General features: G+C 73.3%; 17 protein-coding genes. 4 read left to right on the top strand and 13 right to left on the bottom strand.

What is annotated here, in order from left to right:
- Nucleotides 1-89 precede the first annotated feature (89 nt).
- The 3 genes from EBO35_RS06550 (at nt 90) to EBO35_RS06540 (ending at nt 4,209) form a co-directional block, all read left to right on the top strand.
- Entirely contained in the window at nt 90-677 is a 588-nt protein-coding gene (locus tag EBO35_RS06550) for a TetR/AcrR family transcriptional regulator (protein WP_122819395.1), read from the top strand.
- Nucleotides 678-846: 169 nt separating this feature from the next.
- Nucleotides 847-2,439 (top strand): MFS transporter, encoded by a 1,593-nt coding sequence (locus EBO35_RS06545; RefSeq protein ID WP_122817009.1) that lies wholly within the window; start codon nt 847-849, stop codon nt 2,437-2,439.
- Between the two features lie 120 nt (nt 2,440-2,559).
- Entirely contained in the window at nt 2,560-4,209 is a 1,650-nt protein-coding gene (locus tag EBO35_RS06540) for an MFS transporter (protein WP_241153894.1), read from the top strand.
- A 12-nt stretch (nt 4,210-4,221) separates the two neighbouring features.
- Here EBO35_RS06540 and EBO35_RS06535 read toward each other — a convergent pair whose 3' ends face one another.
- The 11 genes from EBO35_RS06535 to EBO35_RS20285 form a co-directional block, all read right to left on the bottom strand.
- Complete coding sequence (locus tag EBO35_RS06535; protein ID WP_122817008.1) at nt 4,222-5,217, bottom strand: methionine synthase; 996 nt, start codon at nt 5,215-5,217, stop codon at nt 4,222-4,224.
- The gene (gene mnmA / locus EBO35_RS06530; RefSeq protein ID WP_122817007.1) at nt 5,214-6,335 is read right to left on the bottom strand and encodes a tRNA 2-thiouridine(34) synthase MnmA; all 1,122 of its coding nucleotides are present in this window, start codon (nt 6,333-6,335) and stop codon (nt 5,214-5,216) included. Before mnmA ends, EBO35_RS06535 begins: the two co-directional genes overlap by 4 nt.
- Before the next feature lie 10 nt (nt 6,336-6,345).
- On the bottom strand, nt 6,346-7,515 hold the full coding sequence (locus EBO35_RS06525; RefSeq protein ID WP_122817006.1) for a cysteine desulfurase family protein: 1,170 nt from the start codon (nt 7,513-7,515) through the stop codon (nt 6,346-6,348).
- Nucleotides 7,516-7,643: 128 nt separating this feature from the next.
- Nucleotides 7,644-8,225 (bottom strand): DUF6801 domain-containing protein, encoded by a 582-nt coding sequence (locus EBO35_RS06520; protein ID WP_122817005.1) that lies wholly within the window; start codon nt 8,223-8,225, stop codon nt 7,644-7,646.
- Nucleotides 8,226-8,480: 255 nt separating this feature from the next.
- The gene (gene proB, locus EBO35_RS06515) at nt 8,481-9,611 is read right to left on the bottom strand and encodes a glutamate 5-kinase (protein ID WP_122817004.1); all 1,131 of its coding nucleotides are present in this window, start codon (nt 9,609-9,611) and stop codon (nt 8,481-8,483) included.
- Nucleotides 9,608-11,155: a GTPase ObgE gene (obgE, locus tag EBO35_RS06510; RefSeq protein ID WP_122817003.1), complete on the bottom strand. Its 1,548-nt coding sequence runs from the start codon at nt 11,153-11,155 to the stop codon at nt 9,608-9,610. The genes proB and obgE overlap by 4 nt, the downstream gene beginning before the upstream one ends.
- A gap of 116 nt (nt 11,156-11,271) precedes the next feature.
- A complete protein-coding gene (gene rpmA, locus EBO35_RS06505) occupies nt 11,272-11,526 on the bottom strand; it encodes a 50S ribosomal protein L27 (RefSeq protein WP_122817002.1) in 255 nt (84 codons plus the stop codon).
- Between the two features lie 43 nt (nt 11,527-11,569).
- Nucleotides 11,570-11,878 (bottom strand): 50S ribosomal protein L21, encoded by a 309-nt coding sequence (rplU, locus tag EBO35_RS06500; RefSeq protein ID WP_122817001.1) that lies wholly within the window; start codon nt 11,876-11,878, stop codon nt 11,570-11,572.
- 224 nt (nt 11,879-12,102) lie between these two features.
- Nucleotides 12,103-15,441, bottom strand: a complete 3,339-nt coding sequence (locus EBO35_RS20410) for an Rne/Rng family ribonuclease (protein ID WP_122817000.1) — start codon at nt 15,439-15,441, stop codon at nt 12,103-12,105.
- A gap of 382 nt (nt 15,442-15,823) precedes the next feature.
- Nucleotides 15,824-16,540 (bottom strand): TIGR03936 family radical SAM-associated protein, encoded by a 717-nt coding sequence (locus tag EBO35_RS06490; RefSeq protein ID WP_122816999.1) that lies wholly within the window; start codon nt 16,538-16,540, stop codon nt 15,824-15,826.
- A 32-nt stretch (nt 16,541-16,572) separates the two neighbouring features.
- Nucleotides 16,573-17,487 carry a WxcM-like domain-containing protein gene (locus tag EBO35_RS20285; RefSeq protein WP_122816998.1) on the bottom strand — a complete coding sequence of 305 codons (915 nt, stop codon included), beginning with the start codon at nt 17,485-17,487 and terminating at the stop codon, nt 16,573-16,575.
- Nucleotides 17,488-17,652: 165 nt separating this feature from the next.
- Here EBO35_RS20285 and EBO35_RS06480 point away from each other — a divergent pair, with 165 nt between their 5' ends.
- Entirely contained in the window at nt 17,653-18,312 is a 660-nt protein-coding gene (locus EBO35_RS06480) for a methyltransferase domain-containing protein (RefSeq protein WP_206422692.1), read from the top strand.
- Nucleotides 18,313-18,322: 10 nt separating this feature from the next.
- On the opposite strand, the gene EBO35_RS06475 is transcribed toward EBO35_RS06480, so the two are convergent.
- Nucleotides 18,323-19,342: a methyltransferase domain-containing protein gene (locus EBO35_RS06475; protein WP_164477845.1), complete on the bottom strand. Its 1,020-nt coding sequence runs from the start codon at nt 19,340-19,342 to the stop codon at nt 18,323-18,325.
- 81 nt (nt 19,343-19,423) lie between these two features.
- Complete coding sequence (locus EBO35_RS06470; RefSeq protein WP_122816996.1) at nt 19,424-21,130, bottom strand: hypothetical protein; 1,707 nt, start codon at nt 21,128-21,130, stop codon at nt 19,424-19,426.
- Nucleotides 21,131-21,135 lie beyond the last annotated feature (5 nt).

The raw sequence follows: 21,135 nt of genomic DNA, 5'->3' as shown, positions 1-21,135 counted from the left end.
CCCGTTGGCGGATCGAGACCCGAGACCTACGCTGGACATCGATGAAACGAAACGGTTCCGTTTCATCACGCGACCCCGCTGGAGTGCAGATGACCCCGACCGAAGCCGGCACCTGCCGGCCACGCGTGGAGGGCATCCGCGAGCTGGAGATCCTGACCGCCACGCTCGAGGTGCTCGCCGACGTGGGCTACGACCGGCTCACGATGGACGCCGTGGCAGCGCGCGCCAAGGCGTCCAAGGCCACGCTCTACCGGCGCTGGTCCAGCAAGGTCAGCCTGGTCATCGAGGCCCTCTCGCACGCCAAGGGGCCGCACGAGGCGCCGGACACCGGCAGCCTCCGCGACGACCTGGAGGCGGTGTTCTGCGGAATCGGCGGACTCACCGACTCCAACGGCGTCGCCACGTTCGGCGCGATCCTCACCGCGCTGACCCGCGACCCCGAGTTCGCCGAGGCCTTCCGCCGCGACGTCCTCGGCCCCAAGCTCGAGGCCTCCCGCGCCGTCTGGCAGCGGGCTGCTGCCCGCGGTGAGCTCCGCGACGGCCTCGACCTCGACCTCTTCGAGCCGGCCCTGGTCGGCATCGTCCTGCACCGCGTCTTCGTCATGGGCGAGGCGCCCGACCCCACCCTGGTCGGCCGCGTGATCGACCAGATCATCGTGCCCGCAGCGACCCGCTAAGCCCCACCAGGTCATCGGGCCACAGCGACGCTGTGAGCCCGACCGGATCCGCGCGCGCCCGCAGCACGCCTCTGCATCCTCAGCACCCCCTCAGCACCCCCTCTGCAGCCCTCGGGGTGCCCGACCCGACCGTCCCGGCAACCCCGGAAACCAGAGAAGGAAACCGTCCATGACCGACACCACGCGCATTCCGGGGCCGACCGCCCCTACCGCAGGCAGGCACCTGGGCTGGGCACTGGTGCTCATCTCGGTGGCCCAGCTCATGGTGGTCCTCGACGCCACCATCGCCAACATCGCCCTGCCCTACATCGGCAACGACCTCAACATCGACGACGCCAACCTGACCTGGATCGTCACCGGCTATGCACTCGCCTTCGGCGGGCTGCTGCTGCTCGGCGGTCGCCTCGGCGACCTCTACGGCCGGCGCCGGATCTTCATGATCGGCCTGGTCACCTTCGCGGTCGCCTCGCTGCTCGGCGGTCTCGCCACCAGTGAGGGCCTGCTGCTCGGGGCGCGCGGCCTGCAGGGCTTCGGCGCCGCCCTCGCCTCCCCCGCGGCCCTGGCGCTGATCACCACGACCTTCCCCGCCGGCCCGAAGCGCAACCGTGCCTTCGCGGTGTACGCCGCGATGTCCGGCGCCGGCGCCGCGGTCGGCCTGATCCTGGGCGGCTGGCTCACCGGGCTCGATCCCATCATCGGCCTCGAGGGCTGGCGCTGGACGTTCCTGATCAACCTGCCGATCGGCGTGGTCGCCGCGATCCTCGCGCCGCGCTTCCTCCCCGAGTCCGACGCGCACCCCGGCCAGCTCGACGTGCCCGGGGCGGTGGCCGGCACGCTCGGCCTGCTCGGGCTCGTCTACGGCTTCAGCCGCGCCGGCGAGGAGGCGCACGGCTGGGGCGACCCCTGGACGATCGCGTCCCTGGCCGCCGGGGTGGTGCTGCTCGGGGTCTTCGCGCTCGTCGAGTCCCGGGTCGAGCACCCGCTGCTCCCGGTCCGGGTCTTCGCCAACCGCACCCGGGCGACCAGCTTCCTGGTGATGATGATCGTCCCGGCGGCGATGTTCGCGATGTTCTACTTCCTGAGCCTGTTCATCCAGCTCGTGGTGGGCTACAGCCCGCTGCGCGCGGGCTTCGCGTTCCTGCCGTTCTCGGTGGGCGTGGTCTTTGGCGCTGGACTGTCCTCGAACCTGATCAACCGCATCGACCCGCGCTACATCGCCGGCGTCGGCACCCTGATGGCCGCCGGGGCGCTGCTGGGCTTCTCGCGGCTCTCGGTGCCGAACTCGGCCGCGGACCTGCTCGCCCTGGGGCCGGAGGGCAACCTCGGCGGCGACGTGAGCTACTGGACCTCGATCCTGCCGTTCATCCTGCTGATGTCGGTCGGCATGGGAGCGGTGTTCGTGCCACTGACGCTGACAGCCGTGCACCACCTGCGGCCCGAGGACTCCGGGATCGGGTCGGGAGTGCTGAACACCATGCAGCAGATCGGCGGCGCCCTCGGCCTCGCGATCCTGAGCACTGTCTCGCTGCACTTCGCCGAGGAGTCCAAGACCGGCCTGGCCCGGGACCTGGCCGCCCAGGGACTGCCGCCGGAGCAGGTCGGCGCGATGGCCTTCGTCGGCTCGTTCACCGAGGGAGCGTCCGCGGCGTTCCTGGTCGGGGCGATCATGATCGCGGTCGGCTCGCTGGCGGTCTGGGCACTCCTCGACGTCAAGCACGAGGAGCTCGCCACCGACGCCCCGGAGGGCGTCCACGCCGGCTGAGCTGCGACTCGGCCCCGCGTCGGCGGGACGGGCCGAGCGGCCCGTCCCGCCGAATCCGGTGCGACTTCCGTATATGATCTATCGTTCGCTCGGAAGTACGCCACCAGCCGCAGGAGCACCGTGACCGACCAGACCACCGCCGGCCCGTCGACCGCGGACGCCGCCCTCGGCGCCCACCGGGGCCGCGCCCTCGTCCTGATCTCCGTGGCCCAGCTGATGCTGGTCCTCGACGGCACGATCACCAACATCGCGCTGCCCCACATCGCGCGTGACCTCGGCATGACCCCCGCCGGCCTCACCTGGGTGGTCACGATCTACTCCCTCGCCTTCGGCGGGCTGCTCCTGCTGGGCGGCCGCCTCGGCGACCTGCTCGGCCGGCGGCGTACCTTCGCGGCGGGCCTCACGGTGTTCGCCGCCGCCTCCCTGCTGGGCGGATTCGCCACCGACGGGTGGATGCTGCTCGCCGCCCGGGCCATCCAGGGCATGGGCGCCGCCCTGGCCTCCCCGGCCGCCCTGGCGCTGATCACCACGAACTTCCCCGCCGGCCCGGCCCGCAACAAGGCGATGGGCGTCTTCGCCGGCATGTCCGGCATCGGTGCCGCGACCGGCCTGCTGCTCGGCGGCTTCCTCACCGGCCTGGACAGCATCCTCGGCGTCGAGGTGACCGGCTGGCGGCTCACCCTGCTGATCAACGCCCCGATCGGCCTGGTCGCCGCCGCGCTGGCGCCCCGCTGGCTCACCGACTCCGAGCGCAGCCGCAACCGGCTCGACGTCCCCGGCGCCATCTGCGCCACGCTGGGCCTCTTCGGCCTGGTCTTCGGCCTCTCCCGTGCCGGCGAGGCCGACCACGGCTGGACGGACCCGGTCACGCTGGCCTCGCTCGTCCTGGGCGTGCTGCTCCTCGTCGGCTTCGTGGTGACCGAGCGCCGGGTCGCGCACCCGCTGCTCCCGCTGCGCCTGGTCCTGGACCGCACCCGCGGCACCAGCTTCGGCGCCATGGTCTTCGCCTCCGCCGCGATGTTCGCGATGTTCTACTTCAACGGCCAGTTCGTGCAGCGGATCATGGGCTACGAGCCGCTGCACGCCGGCGTCGCGTTCCTGCCGTTCTCGGTGGGCGTGATGACCGGCGCCGTGCTCGCCTCGAAGCTGGTCACCCGCATCGGCGTCCGCTTCATCACCGGCACCGGCACCCTGCTGGCCTCGGTCGCGCTGTTCGGGTTCTCCCGCTACGACGTCGACGACTCCCCCGCGGCGGTGCTGCGCAGCCTGGCGCCGGGCGGCGACGCCCTCGGCGCCGACGTGTCCTACTGGACCAGCGTCTTCCCGTTCCTGGTGCTCATGGCCGTCGGGATGGGCATGACGTTCGTCCCGATGACGCTCACCGCCGTCCACGCCGTACGCCGGGAGGACTCCGGGGTCGGCTCGGGCGTGCTCAACACCGTCCAGCAGGTCGGCGGCGCCATCGGGCTGGCCGTGCTCGGCACGATCTCGCTGCACTTCATCAACGCCCGCACCGACGAGGTGGCCGGTCCGCTGCGCGAGGGTCTCACCGGGATGGGCCTGGACCCGGACGCCTCGGTCCCCGGCGGCAGCCTGAGCTACCTCGACTCCGCGCTCTACACAGCCACCTACACCGAGGGCGCGAGCAACGCCTTCCTCGGCGCCTCGGTGCTGATGCTGATCGCGTCGCTGGTGATCTGGACGTTCCTCGACGTCACGCCGCGCGAGCTCGGCTCCGACGAGGAGACTCCGGCGGTCCCGACCATCTAGCGTCCGCGGACGCTAGCCGAGGTTGCGGGCGGTCGTCCGCGCCAGCACGAGGGACTGCCGGGCCCAGGCGTACGACGCGCCGGCGAGCCCGCACGCGGGGCTGAGCACCAGGTGGCCGCCGACCTCGGCGGGGTCCAGGCCGAGCATGTCGAGCCAGCGCAGCACCGACTCGGTCAGCTGGACGTCCGACGTCGGCGAGCCGGCGTCGAGGGACGGGACCACCCCGAGGGCGACGGTCTCCCCCGCCTCGAGGGCCTCGGCGAGCGCGTCGTGGTCGGCCGCGGTCTGCACTGCGAGGTCGACCGCGAGACCGCGGGCACCGGCCCCGCGCAGCAGCCCGAGCGGGGTGCCGGGGGCGCAGCTGTGCACCCACGGCTCGGCGCCCTCCGCCGCGACGGCGGCGAGCACCTCCTCCAGCGCGGCGGAGGCCTCGGGGAGGTCCACGCTGCGGTGGCGGTGGAAGCCCGACGACGTCGGCACCGCGCCGCCCAGCACCGCCGCGAGCGCCGGCTCGTCGACCTGCACCACCAGCCGGGTCACGTCCGGCAGCCGCCGGCGTACGTCGCGCACGTGGCCGCGCAGGCCCTCGGCGAGCGCCTGGGCCAGGTCGGCACGGGCGCCCCGGTCGGAGAGCAGCTTGTCGCCGCGCGGCTTCTCGACGGTCGCCGCGAGGGTCCACGGCCCGGCGACCTGGATCTTGAAGGCACCGGCGCGTCCCTGGGCCTGCTCCTCCAAAACGTCGAGGTCCTGCGCGAGCAGGCTGCGGGCCCGGCGGTGGTCGGCCCCGGCGCCGCCGCCGGTGAGCCGCCATCCGGCGGGCTGCAGGTCGGCGCCCAGGTCGGCGAGCACGGCCAGGGCGCGCCCGGTCATGGTCGCGGTCACCCCGCGGCCGGGCACCTCCGGCAGGTGCGGCAGGTCAGGAAGCTCGCCGAGCACCGTCCGCACGGCCTCGGGGTAGTCGTGCTGCTCGGTGCCGGGCATGGACCCGATCCCGGTGGCGATCGTCATCGGACTCCTTCGTGGTCCGCGGCGCGGCGCGTCGCGGAGATGGTGGCGGAGCCGACGACGCGGGTGCCGTCGTAGATCACGGCCGCCTGCCCCGGGGCGATGCCGTGGGCGCTGTCGAGCAGGTCGATGGCGACCTCGTCCCCGGTGACGGTGACCTCGGCGCGGTGCTCCCGGCCGTGGGCGCGGAGCTGGACGGTCACCTCCGGCCCGGCGAGCCGGGTGGGCACGGTGCCGCACCACCGGGGCCGGATGCCCGCGAGGTGGTCCACGGCGAGCCGCGCGTGCGGGCCGACCCGGACGGTGCCGGTCACCGGCTCGATGTCGAGGACGAACCGCGGCTTCCCGTCCGGCGCGGGCCGGCCGATCCGCAGCCCCTTGCGCTGCCCGATCGTGAAGCCGTAGGTCCCCTCGTGGCGGCCGAGCTCCGCGCCGGTCGCGTCGTCGACGATGGGGCCGCCGTGGTTGGGGGCGCGCTCCCCCAGCTTCTCGCGCAGCCAGCCGGCGTTGTCGCCGTCGGCGACGAAGCAGATGTCGTGGCTGTCCGGCTTGTCCGCGACCAGCAGCCCGCGGCGGGCGGCCTCCGCGCGGACCTCGGACTTGGGGGTGTCCCCGAGCGGGAACAGCGAGTGCCGCAGCTGGTCCTGGTCGAGGACGCCGAGGACGTAGGACTGGTCCTTGCCCGCGTCGGTGGCCCGGTGCATCTCGATTAGGCCGTCGGCTCCGGTCCGCAGCTGCGCGTAGTGGCCGGTGGCCACCGCGTCGAAGCCCAGCGCCAGCGCCCGGTCCAGGACGGCGGCGAACTTGATCTTCTCGTTGCAGCGCAGGCACGGGTTGGGCGTGCGGCCCGCGGCGTACTCGTCCATGAAGTCCTCGACCACGTCGGCGTGGAACCGCTCGGAGAGGTCCCAGACGTAGAACGGGATGCCGATCACGTCGGCCGCCCGGCGGGCGTCGTTGCTGTCCTCGATCGTGCAGCAGCCGCGGGCGCCGGAGCGGTACGACGCGGGGTTGCGCGAGAGGGCCAGGTGGATGCCTGTCACGTCGTGGCCGGCCTCGGCGGCGCGCGCCGCGGCGACCGCCGAGTCGACCCCGCCCGACATCGCCGCGAGGACCCTCATGCCCGCGACCTCACCGGCGCACGGCCCGGGCCCGCTCGACGCACGGGCCGATCGCGTCCACGACCGCTGCCACGTCGTCGGAGGTGCTGGTGTGGCCCAGGGAGAAGCGCAGCGAGCTGCGGGCGTCGTCGTCGCCGCGGCCCATCGCGAGCAGCACGTGGGAGGCCTGCGGCACGCCGGCGGAGCACGCGGAGCCGGTGGAGCACTCGATGCCGCGCGCGTCGAGGAGCATCAGCAGCGAGTCGCCCTCGCAGCCGGGGAAGGACAGGTGCGCGTTGCCGGGCAGCCGGTGCGTCGGGTGACCGTTGAGGGTGGCGTCCGGGACGACCCCGCGGATGCCCTCGACGAGCTCGTCGCGCAGGGCGGCCATCCGGGTCGCGTGGTCGGCCTGGTGCTTCACCGACAGCTCCACGGCCGCCGCCAGCCCGGCGATGGCCGGCGGGTCCAGGGTGCCGCTGCGGATGTCGCGCTCCTGGCCGCCGCCGTGCACCAGCGCGGTGACCTCCAGCTCGCGGCGTACGACGAGCGCGCCGACGCCGTACGGCCCGCCGACCTTGTGGCCGGTGATCGTCAGCGCGTCGAGCCCGGACGCCGCGAAGTCCACGGGGACGGCCCCGAGGGCCTGGACGGCGTCGGAGTGCACCGGGATGCCGTGCGCCGCCGCGAGCGCGACGACGTCCTCGACCGGCTGCAGGGTGCCGACCTCGTTGTTGGCCCACATCACCGAGATCAGCGCGACCGAGCCGGGGTCCTGCTCGATGCAGGCCCGCAGGGCGTCGAGGTCGACGACCCCGTGCCGGTCGACCGGGAGCAGGTCGACCTGGGCGCCGGCGGACCCGGCCAGCCAGTGCAGCGGGTCGAGCACTGCATGGTGCTCCACCGCGGAGGCGAGGATCCGCACCCGGCGGGGGTCCGCGGCGCGGCGGGACCAGAAGACGCCCTTGACCGCGAGGTTGTCGGCCTCGGTCCCACCGGAGGTGAAGACGACCTCGCCGGGCCGGCAGCCCACCGCCTGCGCGATCGCCTCCCGCGACTCCTCCACGACCCGCCGGGCGTGCCGGCCGGAGGCGTGCAGGGAGCTGGGATTGCCGACCGAGCGCAGCTGCGCCGTCATCGCCTCGAGCGCCGCGGGCACCATCGGCGTCGTGGCGGCGTGGTCGAGATAGACGGTGTCGGACATGTCCCGGCCAAGACTACGGCGCGCCCGTGCGGCGCCGACCAGCCGGCTCTGCCACGGGCAGCACGACGGCCCGGTGCCGAAGCACCGGGCCGTCGGGTGGAGCTGGTGGTCAAGCTCGGATCGGGTCCTTACTTGGTGACCTTGATGCTCCCGAGCTTGGCGGGCGAGCCCTTGACCAGCGTGCACGGGGCCTTGGTGGTCAGCGCGCCGCCGGACTGGTCGGCGGAGCTGAACTTGAAGGACTTCGGGACGTTGATCGTGAACTTGCCGGCCTTCTTGAACTTCACCGGCGCGGTCTTGCCCTTGGCCTTGAACGTCATCTGGCCGCTGGCCGGGACCGGGGCGTTGGTGAACTTGATCCCGGAGATCTTGATAGTGGTCTTGCCGGCCTTGGCCTTCACGCCGGACGCCGAGCCGGACAGGCTCGAGATGCCCAGCAGGCGCAGCCCGTCGGAGAGCCCCTGAGGCAGCGTGACGGTGAGGGTGACCGGCTTCGCGCCGACCTTCTTGCCCTTCTTCACCTTCGCCGGCAGCTTGACCTTGGTCTTGACGGTGAGGACCTGGTCGCCGAAGTCGGTGGCGCAGCTGTAGCTGCTCTTCACCGAGCTGACCTTCGCCTCGGCGGCGGGTGCCGTCGTGACGAGGACGCCGGCGCCGAGTGCGAGTGCGGCGCCGAACGCCGCAGCCCGAGTGGAAAGAGTGGAATTCACGAGAACATTCCTCCTTGGTTCGTTGGACACGCCCTCCCGACGCGTCGCTGTGACGACCGTAACAGCAACGGTGACACAGACGACAGGGGCCTCAGCGGCCCCTGGCGTGTCAGCCGGGCGCAGGTCGGGGTCAGCCCGGGATCCCCGGCACACCGGGGATCCCCGGGGTTCTCGGCCTCCGCCAGCCCTAGGAGCGCGGGAAGTGCCCGAGAAGTCCCGGCCGCAAGGCGGCGAGCGGGTACGCCGTACCGGCGGTCAGAGCAGCACGAGGTCGTCGCGGTGCACGACCTCGCGGTCGTACCCGGCTCCCAGCTCCCGCTTGAGGTCGTGGCTGGACCGGCCGACCAGGGTCGGCAGCTCCTCGGCGTCGAAGTTCACCAGGCCGCGAGCGACGACGACGCCGTCGGGACCGGCGATGTCGACCGGGTCCCCCGCGTGGAACGCCCCGGTGCACCCGGTCACCCCGGCGGCCAGCAGCGAGGCGCCGCGGTCGACGACGGCCCGCACGGCGCCGGCGTCGACGAGGACCGTGCCCAGGGCCTCGGTGGCGTGCTCGAGCCAGAGCAGCCGGGTCGAGCGGCGCCGACCGGTGGCGTGGAACAGCGTGCCGACCGGGTCGCCGGCCAGGGCCCTGCCCGCGTTGCCGGCCGAGGTCAGGACCACCGGGATGCCGGCCTCCACCGCGATCCGGGCTGCCTCGACCTTGGTGACCATGCCGCCGGTGCCGACGGCCGAGCCCACCGACCCGATGTCGAGGCCGCTCAGGTCCGCGGCGGAGCGGACGTCACCGAGCAGCCGGGCGCCGGGGGTCCCGGGCTTGGCGGTGTACAGGCCGTCCACGTCGGAGAGCAGCACCAGCAGGTCCGCCTGCACCAGGTGGGCGACCAGCGCCGCCAGCCGGTCGTTGTCGCCGAACCGGATCTCGCTGGTCGCCACTGTGTCGTTCTCGTTGACGATGGGCAGCACGCCGAGGTCGAGCAGCTTGGCGAAGGTCTGGTGCGCGTTGCGGTAGTGGGCGCGGCGGGTGACGTCGTCCAGGGTGAGCAGCACCTGGCCCGCGGTCAGCCCGTGGCGGCGCAGCTCCTCGGTGTAGCGGTGCACGAGCAGCCCCTGGCCGACCGAGGCGGCCGCCTGCTGCAGCGCGAGGGCCTTCGGACGCCCCCGCAGGCCGAGCGGGGAGAGGCCGGCCGCGATCGCGCCCGAGGACACCAGGACGACCTCGGCGCCGCGACCCCGCGCCGCCGCCAGTACGTCGACCAGCCCGCTGAGCTGCGCGGGGTCGAGGCCACCGTCCGCCGCGGTCAGCGACGAGGACCCGACCTTGACCACGATCCGCCGGGCCGCGCGCACCGGCGTACGTGCCTGCGCCGAGGCGCCGCCGTTCACTCGCCGGGGTCCTGCTCGACGCGGTCCGGGTCCTCGCGCCCGCCGATCTCGTAGGACATCGGGCCGATCCCGCTGCCGCCCTTGACGGGCTGGTCGTGCCGACGGGCGACGTCGGCGCGGGTCTCGTTCTCGCCCCGGTCGTCCATGGCCTCGTCGATCGCCCGACGTCGCCGGGCGGCGGGGCGGGAGTGGTCGAAGCGCTGGTCCTCGCCGCGGCGGCCGAGCATCTCCGCACCGGCCTCGATGCCGGGCTTGAAGTCGAAGACCACGGCGTTCTCCTCGGCCCCGATGAGGACCGCGTCGCCCTCCTCGGCGCCGAGCCGGACCAGCTTCTCCTCGATGCCGAGCCGGTTGAGCCGGTCGGCGAGGAAGCCCACTGCCTCGTCGTTGCTGAAGTCGGTCTGGCGCACCCAGCGCTCGGGCTTGGTGCCGCGCACCCGCCAGCCCTGGTCGGTCTCGGTGATCGTGAAGTCGCCGGTCTCGTCGGCGCCGCGGGGACGCAGCACGATCCGCTCGGCCTCGACCACCGGGCGGGCGGCCCGGGCCGCGGCCACGATCTCGGCCATCGCGAACGTGAGCTCCTTGAGCCCGGCGCCGGACGCCGCCGAGACCAGGAAGACCCGCAGGCCGCGGCCGCGCAGCTCCTCGACAGTCATCTCCGCGATCTCGCGGCCGTCGGGGACATCGACCTTGTTCAGGGCGACCAAGCGCGGGCGGTCCTCGAGCCCGCCGTAGCGGGCAAGCTCGTTCTCGATGACGTCGAGGTCGTCGACCGGGTTGCGGCCCGGCTCGATGGAGGCGGGGTCGATGACGTGCACCAGTGCCGCGCAGCGCTCGATGTGGCGCAGGAACTCGTGTCCCAGGCCTCGCCCCTCGCTGGCCCCCTCGATCAGGCCGGGTACGTCGGCCACGGTGAAGGTGGTGTCCCCGGCCCGGACCACGCCCAGGTTCGGGACCAGGGTCGTGAACGGGTAGTCGGCGATCTTGGGCCGGGCCCGGCTGATCGCGGCGATCAGGCTGGACTTGCCGGCGCTCGGGAACCCGACCAGGCCGATGTCCGCGACGACCTTGAGCTCCAGGACGATCTCGAGCTCGTCGCCCGGCTCGCCGAGCAGCGCGAAGCCGGGTGCCTTGCGCTTGGCGGAGGCCAGCGCGGCGTTGCCGAGGCCGCCGCGGCCACCGGCGGCGATGACCAGCTCGGTGCCGGCGCCGACCAGGTCGGCCAGGACCTCGCCGTCCCGGGTGCTGACCAGCGTCCCGTCGGGGACCGGCAGCACCAGGTCCGAGCCGTGGGCGCCGTTGCGGTGGGCGCCGGCGCCGTGGCCGCCGTGCTCGGCCTGGCGCTTGGGGCTGTGGTGGTAGTCGATCAGCGTGGTCACGTCGGGGTCGACGCGCAGGATCACGGACCCGCCGGGTCCGCCGTTGCCGCCGTCCGGGCCGCCGAGCGGCTTGAACTTCTCGCGGTGCACCGAGGCGACGCCGTTGCCGCCGCGCCCGGCGCTGACGTACAGCGTCACGCGGTCGACGAAGGTCGGGAGGGCCATGAGGGTGTTACCGCCGATCAGGTGGGGCAGGAGACCGGAAGCCGGTCTGAAATGGTCGAAGGGCGCCCCGTGAACCGGGACGCCCTCCGTGAAGGAACTGCTTGGCGAGCGTCAGGTCACTCGCCCGGGACGATGTTGACGACCCGGCGCCCACGACGGGTGCCGAACTCGACAGCACCGGGGACCAGCGCGAAGAGGGTGTCGTCGCCGCCGCGGCCGACGCCGCTGCCCGGGTGGAAGTGGGTCCCGCGCTGGCGCACGATGATCTCGCCGGCGTTGACCAGCTGGCCGCCGTACCGCTTGACGCCGAGGCGCTGGGCGTTGGAGTCGCGGCCGTTCTTGGTGGACGCCGCGCCCTTCTTGTGTGCCATGTCGTGATCCTTGTGTCGTCGTGGTGCTCGGGGCCGCGAAGGCTCAGAGGGAGATGTCGGTGACCTTGACCTGGGTGTACTTCTGGCGGTGACCCTGGCGCTTCTTGTAACCGGTCTTGTTCTTGTACTTCTGGATGATGATCTTCGGACCCTTGGTGGCGCCGAGGACCTCCACCGTGACCGAGGCCTTGTCCAGCTTCGCGGCGTCGGCAGTCACCGTCTCGCCGTCCACACCGAGGACGACGGGGAGGGTCAGCGTCTCGCCGACCCCGGTCGTCACCTTGTCGATCTCGATGACGTCGCCCACGGCAACCTTCTGCTGCTTGGCGCCTGCGCGCACGATCGCGTACACCGCGGTCTCCTTCGTCGTCCTGCTGGGTCGTGGCTGAGGTCCGCCACGTCTGGTCTGCTGCGTCGTTCGTCCCGGGCGCTCCGCACACCAGCCGGAGGCTGCCGAGACAGCCATGCCGAGAAGTGGTGCGCCACACGGGGTTGGCACGTGTCCACGCACCGAGGCTCAATACTACGGACTCCGGGCACTCCCGGCAAAACGGGCGGCGCCCGGAGCCCCCAGCCTCAGCGCTTGCGGGTGCCCTTCCTCTTCACCGGCGCGGGTGCGGCCCCGTCGGTGTCGTCCGCTCCCCCGTCCGGGTCCGTGGACCGGGCGCTGCCGTCGGTGCTCGCCGGCGGGCCGGCGGGGCGGTTGGCGCTGCGGGTGCGCGTACGGGTGACCACACGCGGTGCCGCGGCGACCGGCTCGGCCGGCGCGGCGGCCGGCTCGGGCACGGAGACGGGCTCCGGCTCGGTCACGACCACCACCGTGGCGTCCTCGGGCTGCCCGGCCGGTCGGTTCGCGCTGCGCCGGCGGGTCCGGGTCACGACCCGGGGGGTCCCGGCGTCCTCCGTGACCGCGGCGGGCGCGGGGGCCTCAGGGACGGCGGGTGCCTCAGGGGCGGCCTGGGGCGCCTCCGTCGTCGGCTGGTCCACGGCGGACTGCTCCACGGCGGGCGCCTCCGGCTGCTCCGCCGGCCGACTGGACCCGCGCCGGCGAGTCCGGGTCACGACCTTCGGGGCGGAGGGTGCGTCCTCGCGGGCGGGCTCTGGGATCGACTGGGAGGCCGACTGGTCCCGCACCTGCTCGACCGGCTGGTCCGGCACCTGCTCGACCGGGGCGCTGGACTCCTCCGGCTGGTCGGACGGCTGCTCGTGGGGCTGCTCGTCGAGTTGCTCGTCGGCGGGCAGGGATGCGGACTCCGGCCGGGCCATCGCGGCCACGTCCTTGGGAGTGGGCGGCTTCGGCGGCGACTGCCGTCCGGACTGGCCCGACTGGCCCGACTGGCCCGACTGGGGAGCCGAGCCGGACTGCTCGTCCCCGCCGCGACCCTTGCCCCGGCGACGGCCCGCGGAGCGGCCGCGGTCCTGGTCGCCACCGTCGCGGCGCGGCTCGACCGGCTGGTCGGAGATGACGACGCCGCGGCCCTGGCAGTGCTCGCAGTTCTCGCTGAACGACTCGACCAGGCCGGTGCCGATCCGCTTGCGGGTCATCTGCACCAGGCCCAGCGAGGTGACCTCGGCCACCTGGTGCCGGGTGCGGTCCCGGCCCAGGCACTCCACGAGGCGACGCAGCACCAGGTCGCGGTTGGACTCCAGGACCATGTCGATGAAGTCGACGACGATGATGCCGCCGATGTCGCGCAGCCGCAGCTGGCGCACGACCTCCTCGGCCGCCTCAAGGTTGTTCTTGGTGACGGTCTCCTCCAGGTTGCCCCCGGAGCCGGTGAACTTGCCGGTGTTGACGTCGATCACCGTCATCGCCTCGGTGCGGTCGATGATCAGCGACCCACCCGAGGGCAGCCAGACCTTGCGGTCCAGCGCCTTGGCGATCTGCTCGTCGATCCGGTACTCGGCGAACGAGTCCCGGCCGCCGTGCGCCTCGGGGAAGTAGCGCTCCAGGCGCTCCTCCAGGTCCGGGGCGACCTGCTGGACGTACTGCTGCACCGTCTGCCAGGCGCTCTCGCCCTCGATGACCAGCCGGCCGAAGTCCTCGGTGAACAGGTCGCGGACGACCTTGAGGGTGAGGTCCGGCTCGCCGTAGAGGAGCTGGGCGCCGGCGCTCTTGTTGGCTGCCTTCTTCTCGATGTCCTCCCAGCGGGACTTGAGCCGCTCCACGTCGCGGGTGAGCTCGTCCTCGCTGGCGCCCTCGGCCGCGGTGCGCACGATCACGCCGGCGGACTCGGGGACGATCTCCTTGAGCAGCGACTTCAGCCGGTTGCGCTCGGTGTCGGGCAGCTTGCGGGAGATGCCGCTGGTGGTGCCGTCCGGGACGTAGACGAGGAACCGGCCGGCCAGGCTGATCTGGCTGGTCAGGCGGGCGCCCTTGTGCCCGATCGGGTCCTTGGTGACCTGGACCAGGATCGGCTGCCCCGACGAGAGCACGGACTCGATCTTGCGGGGCTGACCGTCCTTGTGGCCCAGCGCCGACCAGTTCACCTCACCGGCGTACAGCACCGCGTTGCGGCCCTTGCCGATGTCGATGAAGGCGGCCTCCATGGAGGGCAGCACGTTCTGGACCCGGCCGAGGTAGACGTTGCCGATCAGCGAGGTCTGCGACTCACGCGCGACGTAGTGCTCGACCAGGACCTTGTCCTCGAGCACCCCGATCTGGGTGAGGTCGTCGCGCTGGCGGATCACCATGACCCGGTCGACTGCCTCACGGCGGGCCAGGAACTCGGCCTCGCTCACGATCGGGGCCCGACGGCGACCGGCCTCCCGGCCGTCCCGGCGGCGCTGCTTCTTCGCCTCGAGGCGCGTGGAGCCGGCGATCGCGGTGATCTCGTCCTCGGCCGACCGGGGCTTGCGGACCCGGGTGACGGTGTTCTCCGGGTCGTCCCCGGCGTCGCCGCCACCCTCTCCGGAACGGCGGCGCCGACGACGACGACGCGAGGTGGCCTCGCCGGACTGCTCCTCGCCGCCCTCGTTCTCCGGGCCGGTGGAGCCAGCGGGGTCGGTGCTGGCGTCGGTCTCGGACTGGTCCTCGTCCGCACCGTCGCCGGCCTCCGCACCACCGTCGCCGGACTTGCGGCGGCGACGCCCGCCGCGGCGGCGGCGGCGACGGGCCCCGCCCTCGCGCTCCCCGTCGTCGCTGTCGTCACTGTCGTCGCTGTCGTCACCGGCACTGTCCTCGCCGGCGCCGTCCTCGGCGCCAGCAGCGGTGTCGATCTCGGAGATGTCGATCTCGGCGGTGTCCGGGTCGGCGTCCGCCGCCGGAAGCGCGCTGTCGGCCGCCGCGACGAGGGCTGCCTCGTCCTCGGCCGCCTCGTCCTCGACGGTCGTCGGCGGCTCGACGGGTGCGGTCTTCTTCGCCGCGCCCCGCCGGCTGCGGCGGGTCGTGGTCGTGACGGTCACCGGCGCCTGGAACAGCGGAGCCGCGACACCGGCCGCCTGCTCGGGGGCCTGCCCGGAGGTGGCTGCGGGGCTCTCGGCGGAGCTCTCAGCGGCCGGGGGCTCCTCGACCGGCTCCGTGGGCGCCGCGGCGGCGCGGGACCGGGTCGTGGCCTTCTTGGTGGCGGACTTCTTCGCCGGGGCCCGGCGCGCGGTCTTCTTCGCGGGAGCGGCCTCGGCGTCCGGCGCCTGGTCGGCCGCTGCGGGGGTGCTCTCCGCGACGGGGGCCTCGGCGACCTCGACGAGCATCGGATCGGCCTCCGCGGCGGCGGCCGCCTTCTTCGTCGTGCGCTTCGCAGCGGTCTTCTTCGCCGGCGCCTTCTTAGCAGCGGGGGCCTTCTTGGCGGCGCTCTTGCGAGCGGCGGCCTTCTTGGCCGGCGCCTCGTCGCTCGGGGCGGACCGCGCCCCGGCTGTCTCGCTCGCGGCGGCGGCCTCGGCGGCCGCGGTGGTGGGGTCGAGCTGGTCGTCGGGCATGTGCTGCTCCTCGGACCCGGCGCGCTGAGCGGCCGGGCGTGTCAGACGCCGGCGGCCCGGGTGATCAGAGCCGACGGCGCAAAGCCTTCGGTGGCGGCGACACCCTCCGCGGTGCGTCAACGAGGGCCGTTCATCACCTGCCGCGGTCGCCGGGCCCAGTCCGAGAACTGTGTGAAGGGCTCGCTGTCACCGAGCCCACCTGGCCGCGTCGCGGTCTGGCGACGAGTGGCTCCCGCTGTGCCGACCCCTGGCGGGGACCGGCGAGAACGTCGTCGGGTCGACTCCCGTGTCGTGCTCACGGACCTGACCTGTAGGCCCTTCCCGCGAGACCGTCATCGGTCGTCGACCGTGGCGAGTATCGCACACGGCGCGCAGAATGCCGTCATACCGACGGATGCAGCGGGTCGCCGACCGTCCCGGTCTCGGGGTCCAGGGGCCCCTGGGACACCCGGGTCAGCAGCGGAGCCGGGCCGGTCTCCAGTCCGCCCACGGCCCGCAGCCCGGTGAGCACGTCGTCGGGCCGCACGGCCGGGACGCCGTGGCGCAGGACCAGGTCCAGCCGGGACCCGTCCCCGTGCGGTACGGCGGACAGCGCCACGACCGCGCCCCGGCAGTCGAACTCCCGCAGCCCCTTCTTCGTCATCCGCTCGACGGTCACGGACTCGGCCTGGAGGAACGCCGCGACCGCGGCCTCGGCGGAGACCGGGTTCGCCGGCACGTCGAGCTGCCAGTGGCTGGCCTCGAGCAGGTCGGCGAGCGAGCCGCCCGGGGACTCCGCGACCTCGACGACGTCGAGCCCGTCGGGCAGGGCCTCCTCGAGCGCGGACGCCACGGCGGCGGGGTCCAGCACCTGCGCGAGCCCGATCTCGACGTACTCCGCCTCGCTGGCCGAGCCGGTGGGCGCGGCGTTGGCGTAGGAGATCCGCGGGTGCGGGTTGAACCCCGAGGAGTACGCCATCGGCACGCGGGCCCGGAAGATCGCCCGCTCGAAGGCCCGGGAGAAGTCTCGGTGGCTGGTGAAGCGCAGCCGTCCCCGCTTGGCGTAGCGGATCCGCAGTCGCTGGACGGGTGGGGCTTGCTGCTCTGGCTGCTCACGCACGGACCCCAGCGTACGGACCTCCGGCGGCGGGCTCAGGCGCGGGCGGCGACCAGCCCGGTGAACTGCTCGTAGTCCTCGACCCGGTCCCCCGGGTCGTCGGGCTCCGAGGCGAGCACGAGGAGCACGGCCCCCGCGGACTGTCGGTACGGCGCCGCCCAGGTCAGGGCCGGCAGGTAGAGCCCCTGGTCCGGGCGGTCGAGGGTGTGCTCGCGTCGCCGCACGCCGTCGTCGACCAGGACCCGGAGCGACCCGGACAGGCAGACCAGGAGCTGGCGGGTCACCCGGTAGGCGTGCGCGCCGGAGCCCTGGGCACTCGGCGAGTCGCCCACCACCTGGAAGCGGCGCGGCTGGAACGGCAGGTCCGGCCCCACCTCGCCCGCGGCCAGGGCCCCGGCCCGGGCGAGCGACACCGTGGCCACCGTGTCGGCGGCACCGTCGGATGCCCCGGGTCCCTCGGCCGTCGCGTCCGGGTCGCCTCGGCGGGCTCCGTGGTACCCCGTCACCCGTGCCGGGTTGCCGACGACGATCGCGTGGTCGGGCACGTCCCTGGTGACGACGCTGCCGGCGCCGACCATCGCGTCCCGACCGATGCTCAGCCCCGGGAGGATGGTGGCGTTCGCACCGATCGAGGCGCCGCTGCGCACCGTCGTCGCGCCGTACTTCTCCAGGTAGCGCCGGCTCCTCGGGAACGGGTCGTTGGTGAACGTCGCGTTCGGTCCCACGAAGACGTCGTCCTCCAGCCGGACCCCGTCCCACAGCTGAACGCCGCCCTTCACGGTCACCCGGTCGCCCACCACGACGTCGTTCTCGACGAAGACGCCGTCGCAGATGTTGCAGTCCCGACCGATGACCGCGCCGGGCAGGACGTGGGCGAAGGCCCAGACCCGGGTCCCCTCCCCCACCTGGCGGGACTCGCACAGCGACTGGGGGTGCTCGAAGAACGTCACGGGAACTCCCGGTCGGGCTCGGTGGGCCTCGGCGGCCGCCGCACGGGCGGTGCCGAACGTGAGGTCATGACAACACGGACGGCGCGGCGAGCGCCACGGTTCGCGCCCCGCGTGCGCGAACCGCCCCTAGGATGACGCGCAGCCGGCACCGACGAGAGGGAGTCCATGACCTCGGAGCCCGAGCACCTGCGTGCCCTCTACGCCCAGCGCTTCGCGAGCGAGGAGCGCCGTCGAACGGCCCTGTGGACGGTGCTGTGCTCGGACTTCTTCCAGGCCTGGATCCCCGAGGACGCCACCGTCCTCGACCTGGCCGCCGGGCACTGCGAGTTCATCAACAACATCCGGGCCTCGACCAGGATCGCCGTGGACCTCAACCCCGACGTCAAGCACCGGGCGGCGCCCGGCGTGACGGCGCACGTGTCGCGCTCGGACCAGATGGACGCGATCGCGACCGGCACCGTGGACCGGGTCTTCCTCAGCAACTTCCTCGAGCACGTCTCCCGGGAGACGATCGTCGCCACGCTCCAGGAGGTCCGGCGAGTCCTCGCCCCGGGCGGCAAGCTGCTCGTGCTCCAGCCGAACATCCGCTACTGCGCGAAGGACTACTGGATGTTCTTCGACCACATCACGCCCATCGACGACCGAGCGCTCGTCGAGGTGCTGCGCGCCACCGGCTTCCACGTCGACCTCTGCATCCCCCGGTTCCTCCCGTTCTCGACCAAGGGACGGCTGCCGTCGAACGCCGCTCTCGCCCGGCTGTACCTGCGAGTCAGACCGGCCTGGCGACTGCTCGGCGCCCAGGCGTTCGTCGTCGCCTCCCGCTGAGCCGGCCGGCCTACCCGCGTCGGGCCCGCAGGCGTCGGGCCACGGCGCCCCGCAGCCGCGCGGCCACCGGGACGTCGACCTCGGCGAGCCGGGCGCGCAGCCGTTCGTTGCGTCGGCGCAGCACCCGGACCCGCTGCCGCTCGGCCCGCAGGGAGCGGCGCACCTTGCGCAGCCGGTCCCGGGCCTGGACCTCGTCGGCGAGCCAGGACGGCACGTCGTCCGACACCGCGGGCTCCGCGGGGACCGACCGATCGCCGTCGCGCGGCAGGCGGCGCAGGACGGCCAGGAACTCCACGGTGCCGCGGCTCGGCTCCACGTGCTCGACGTACCAGTCGCACAGGCCGATCTCGCGCAGCTCCTGAACCTGCTCGAGCAGCGCCTCCGGTGTGAAGGTCCACACGTGGCAGTCGATGTACTCACCGGACCGGGCCCGCTCGACCTGGGAGCGGATGTAGTTCAGGTCGTGGATGCGGGCGCTGCGCCCGGGCGGGCGCCCACCGGCCCAGAGACCGGGCGTGTCCACGGAGACCACCGTGCTGAAGAAGTCGTAGACCGTGCCCGGGGTCGGGCGGGTGCGCTGCTCCTCGTAGGCGTCCAGGGCCTGCCCGATGGTCGTCGGCGGGCGGTGCCGGTCGAAGCAGTACCGGCGGTCGGGCACCGCCAGCAACAGCCGAGCCCCGTCGGTGGTGATCTGGGCGATCTGCTCCAGCCAGCCGATCACGTCCGGGACGTGCTCGATGACGTGCGAGGCGAGCACCCACTCGTAGGGGCCCCCGGGCTTGGCCGCCTCGCCCAGCGGCCGCGGCTCGCCGTCCTGGTAGATCGGGAAGTCGATGTGCGGGACCAGCTCGGGGATGACGTTGGGGTCGTCCGCGTAGTGCTCGACGATGCCGGCGGTGTCGAAGATGTCGACGTAGCGGACGTCGTGCACGTCGGGATCGGCGATGCCGGCATCCAGCGGCCCGATCTCCAGGCCGCGCCCCTGACTGAAGTCGTAGAGCCGGAGGAACTGGTCGCGGCGGGCCTTCATCGCCCTGCGCTGTACTTCCGCGCCGAGATCGCGTTTCGTGAGTGGCGTCCCTGGGGCCTTGTCCTCGCGCATGGGCCGACCCTAGCCGTGACGCAGGTCGCATCGGCGTCGGCCCCGCCGCCCGGCCACGACACTTCGGGTGACGACACCGGTGTACGCCGCCAGGCAGGCCGCGGAACCCAGCAGGAGCGGCACCGAGTACGTCGTGCCGCGCGGCGGATCGAACGACGGCACGTAGAGCAGGAGCTGGACCAACGCGTAGAGGGCCACCCAGGCGATCGCCACCCGGGGCAACACCGCGCGCAGCGCCGCCACGCACCCGCACAGCGCGAGCAGGGGCAGCAGCAGGCTGCCGGCGTGGAGGACGGACATGGCGGCCGGCGGCCCCCACTGCACCATCCCCCAGGCCAGGGCACCGACGGCCGCCAGCCCCAGCGACAGGACGGCGAAGTCTCGGTCCGCAGGCCGGCGGGAAGCTTCACGCCAGCCGACCAGGAGGGCCACGGGTCCCAGGAGCAGGAGGCCGAGGCTCGGCAGCAACCCGTACCAGGCTGAGGCACGACGCTCCTTGACGACTGCCTCGACCGGACCGACGCCGGGTCCGGGCTGGTAGCGGTCGGACGCGACGCCCGCCATCGTCCGCAGGTTCCACCACTTGTTCTCGAGTGCGCCGTCGAGCCCGACCCGGTGGTACGCGTCGATGACCGTCTCGACCGTCCCACGCTCGTCGACGTCCACCTGGCCGGCCAGGTGCCACTTCAGGACCCGGTTCCCCGGTGGGTCGACGTGCTGCTGGTAGAGACTCCACGGCGCCAGCACCAGCGCCGCGACCGCCGCTGCGGCGCCCAGCCAGCGCCAGCTCGGCCAGGGGCCGGCCAGCACGGTCCGGACCACGACGAGGACGAGGAGGGCGAGGAGCCCGAACACGCTGGAGCCGTGGCCCATCATGGCCAGGGTGGCCAGGGCGGCCACCAGCACCGCCCCCCGCCAGTCCCGCCGGATCCACCTCTGATGGCCGGTCGCCAGCACCGCCGTCAGGGCCAGCAGGAGCGCCACCGGCAGCAGCTTCGGCCACACGAAGAACCCGTTGGTGATCGTCAGGTCGCTCAGCAGAGCCGCGACCATGACGAGCGCGCGGGTGGTCGGCCCCACGCACGCGGAGAGCAGGGCCCACAACCCGATGATCCACAGCTGCTGGAGCACGACTCCGCCCACCTGGTACTGGAGCTCGGGGTCGCCCCACTCCCACAGCCGGTGCCCGAGGAGGTAGCCGGTCTGCAGATGCGGACGGTCGCTGGAGAGCCACTGACCGGGGAACTGCGGAGGCGGGCCGTCGAAGCCCTCGTAGAAGACCGTGGCGTAGAAGAAGGGAATCTGGCTGTCACCGGGCAGCTGATGGGTGAACCGCGTGGTGGCGGTCGCGATCGGCGTCGCGGCCCCACCATGGGCGAAGCCCAGGAGCAGCAGGAAGCACGAGCCCAGGGCCCAGAGCCCGAAGGGCACCCCGAGCGCGCGGAGCAGGTCGCGCGGCACCCCGCTGCCGCGCAGAGCGAGGCCGATCGTCATCAGCGACCCTGCGAGGGCAGCCACGCTGAAGACCTTCCCGACCGTGGGCGACAACGTGAAGGCCCAGAACGTCGCCATCGCCAGCCCGGCACCCGTCGCCAACCCCAGCGCCAGCAGCACCGGCACGGATCGGACCCCGCGTCGGGCCCAGCCCAGCGCTCCGGCCGCTATCGGCAGACCCGTCAGGGTCAGGTGCAGGAGCAGGGCGGCCAGCAGGTCCACGGGCG

This window comes from Nocardioides pantholopis, from assembly GCF_003710085.1.
GTDB classification, from domain to species: domain Bacteria; phylum Actinomycetota; class Actinomycetes; order Propionibacteriales; family Nocardioidaceae; genus Nocardioides; species Nocardioides pantholopis.
The sequence above is the reverse complement of the archived record's forward strand: the minus strand, read 5'-3'. Positions and strand labels throughout refer to the sequence as shown.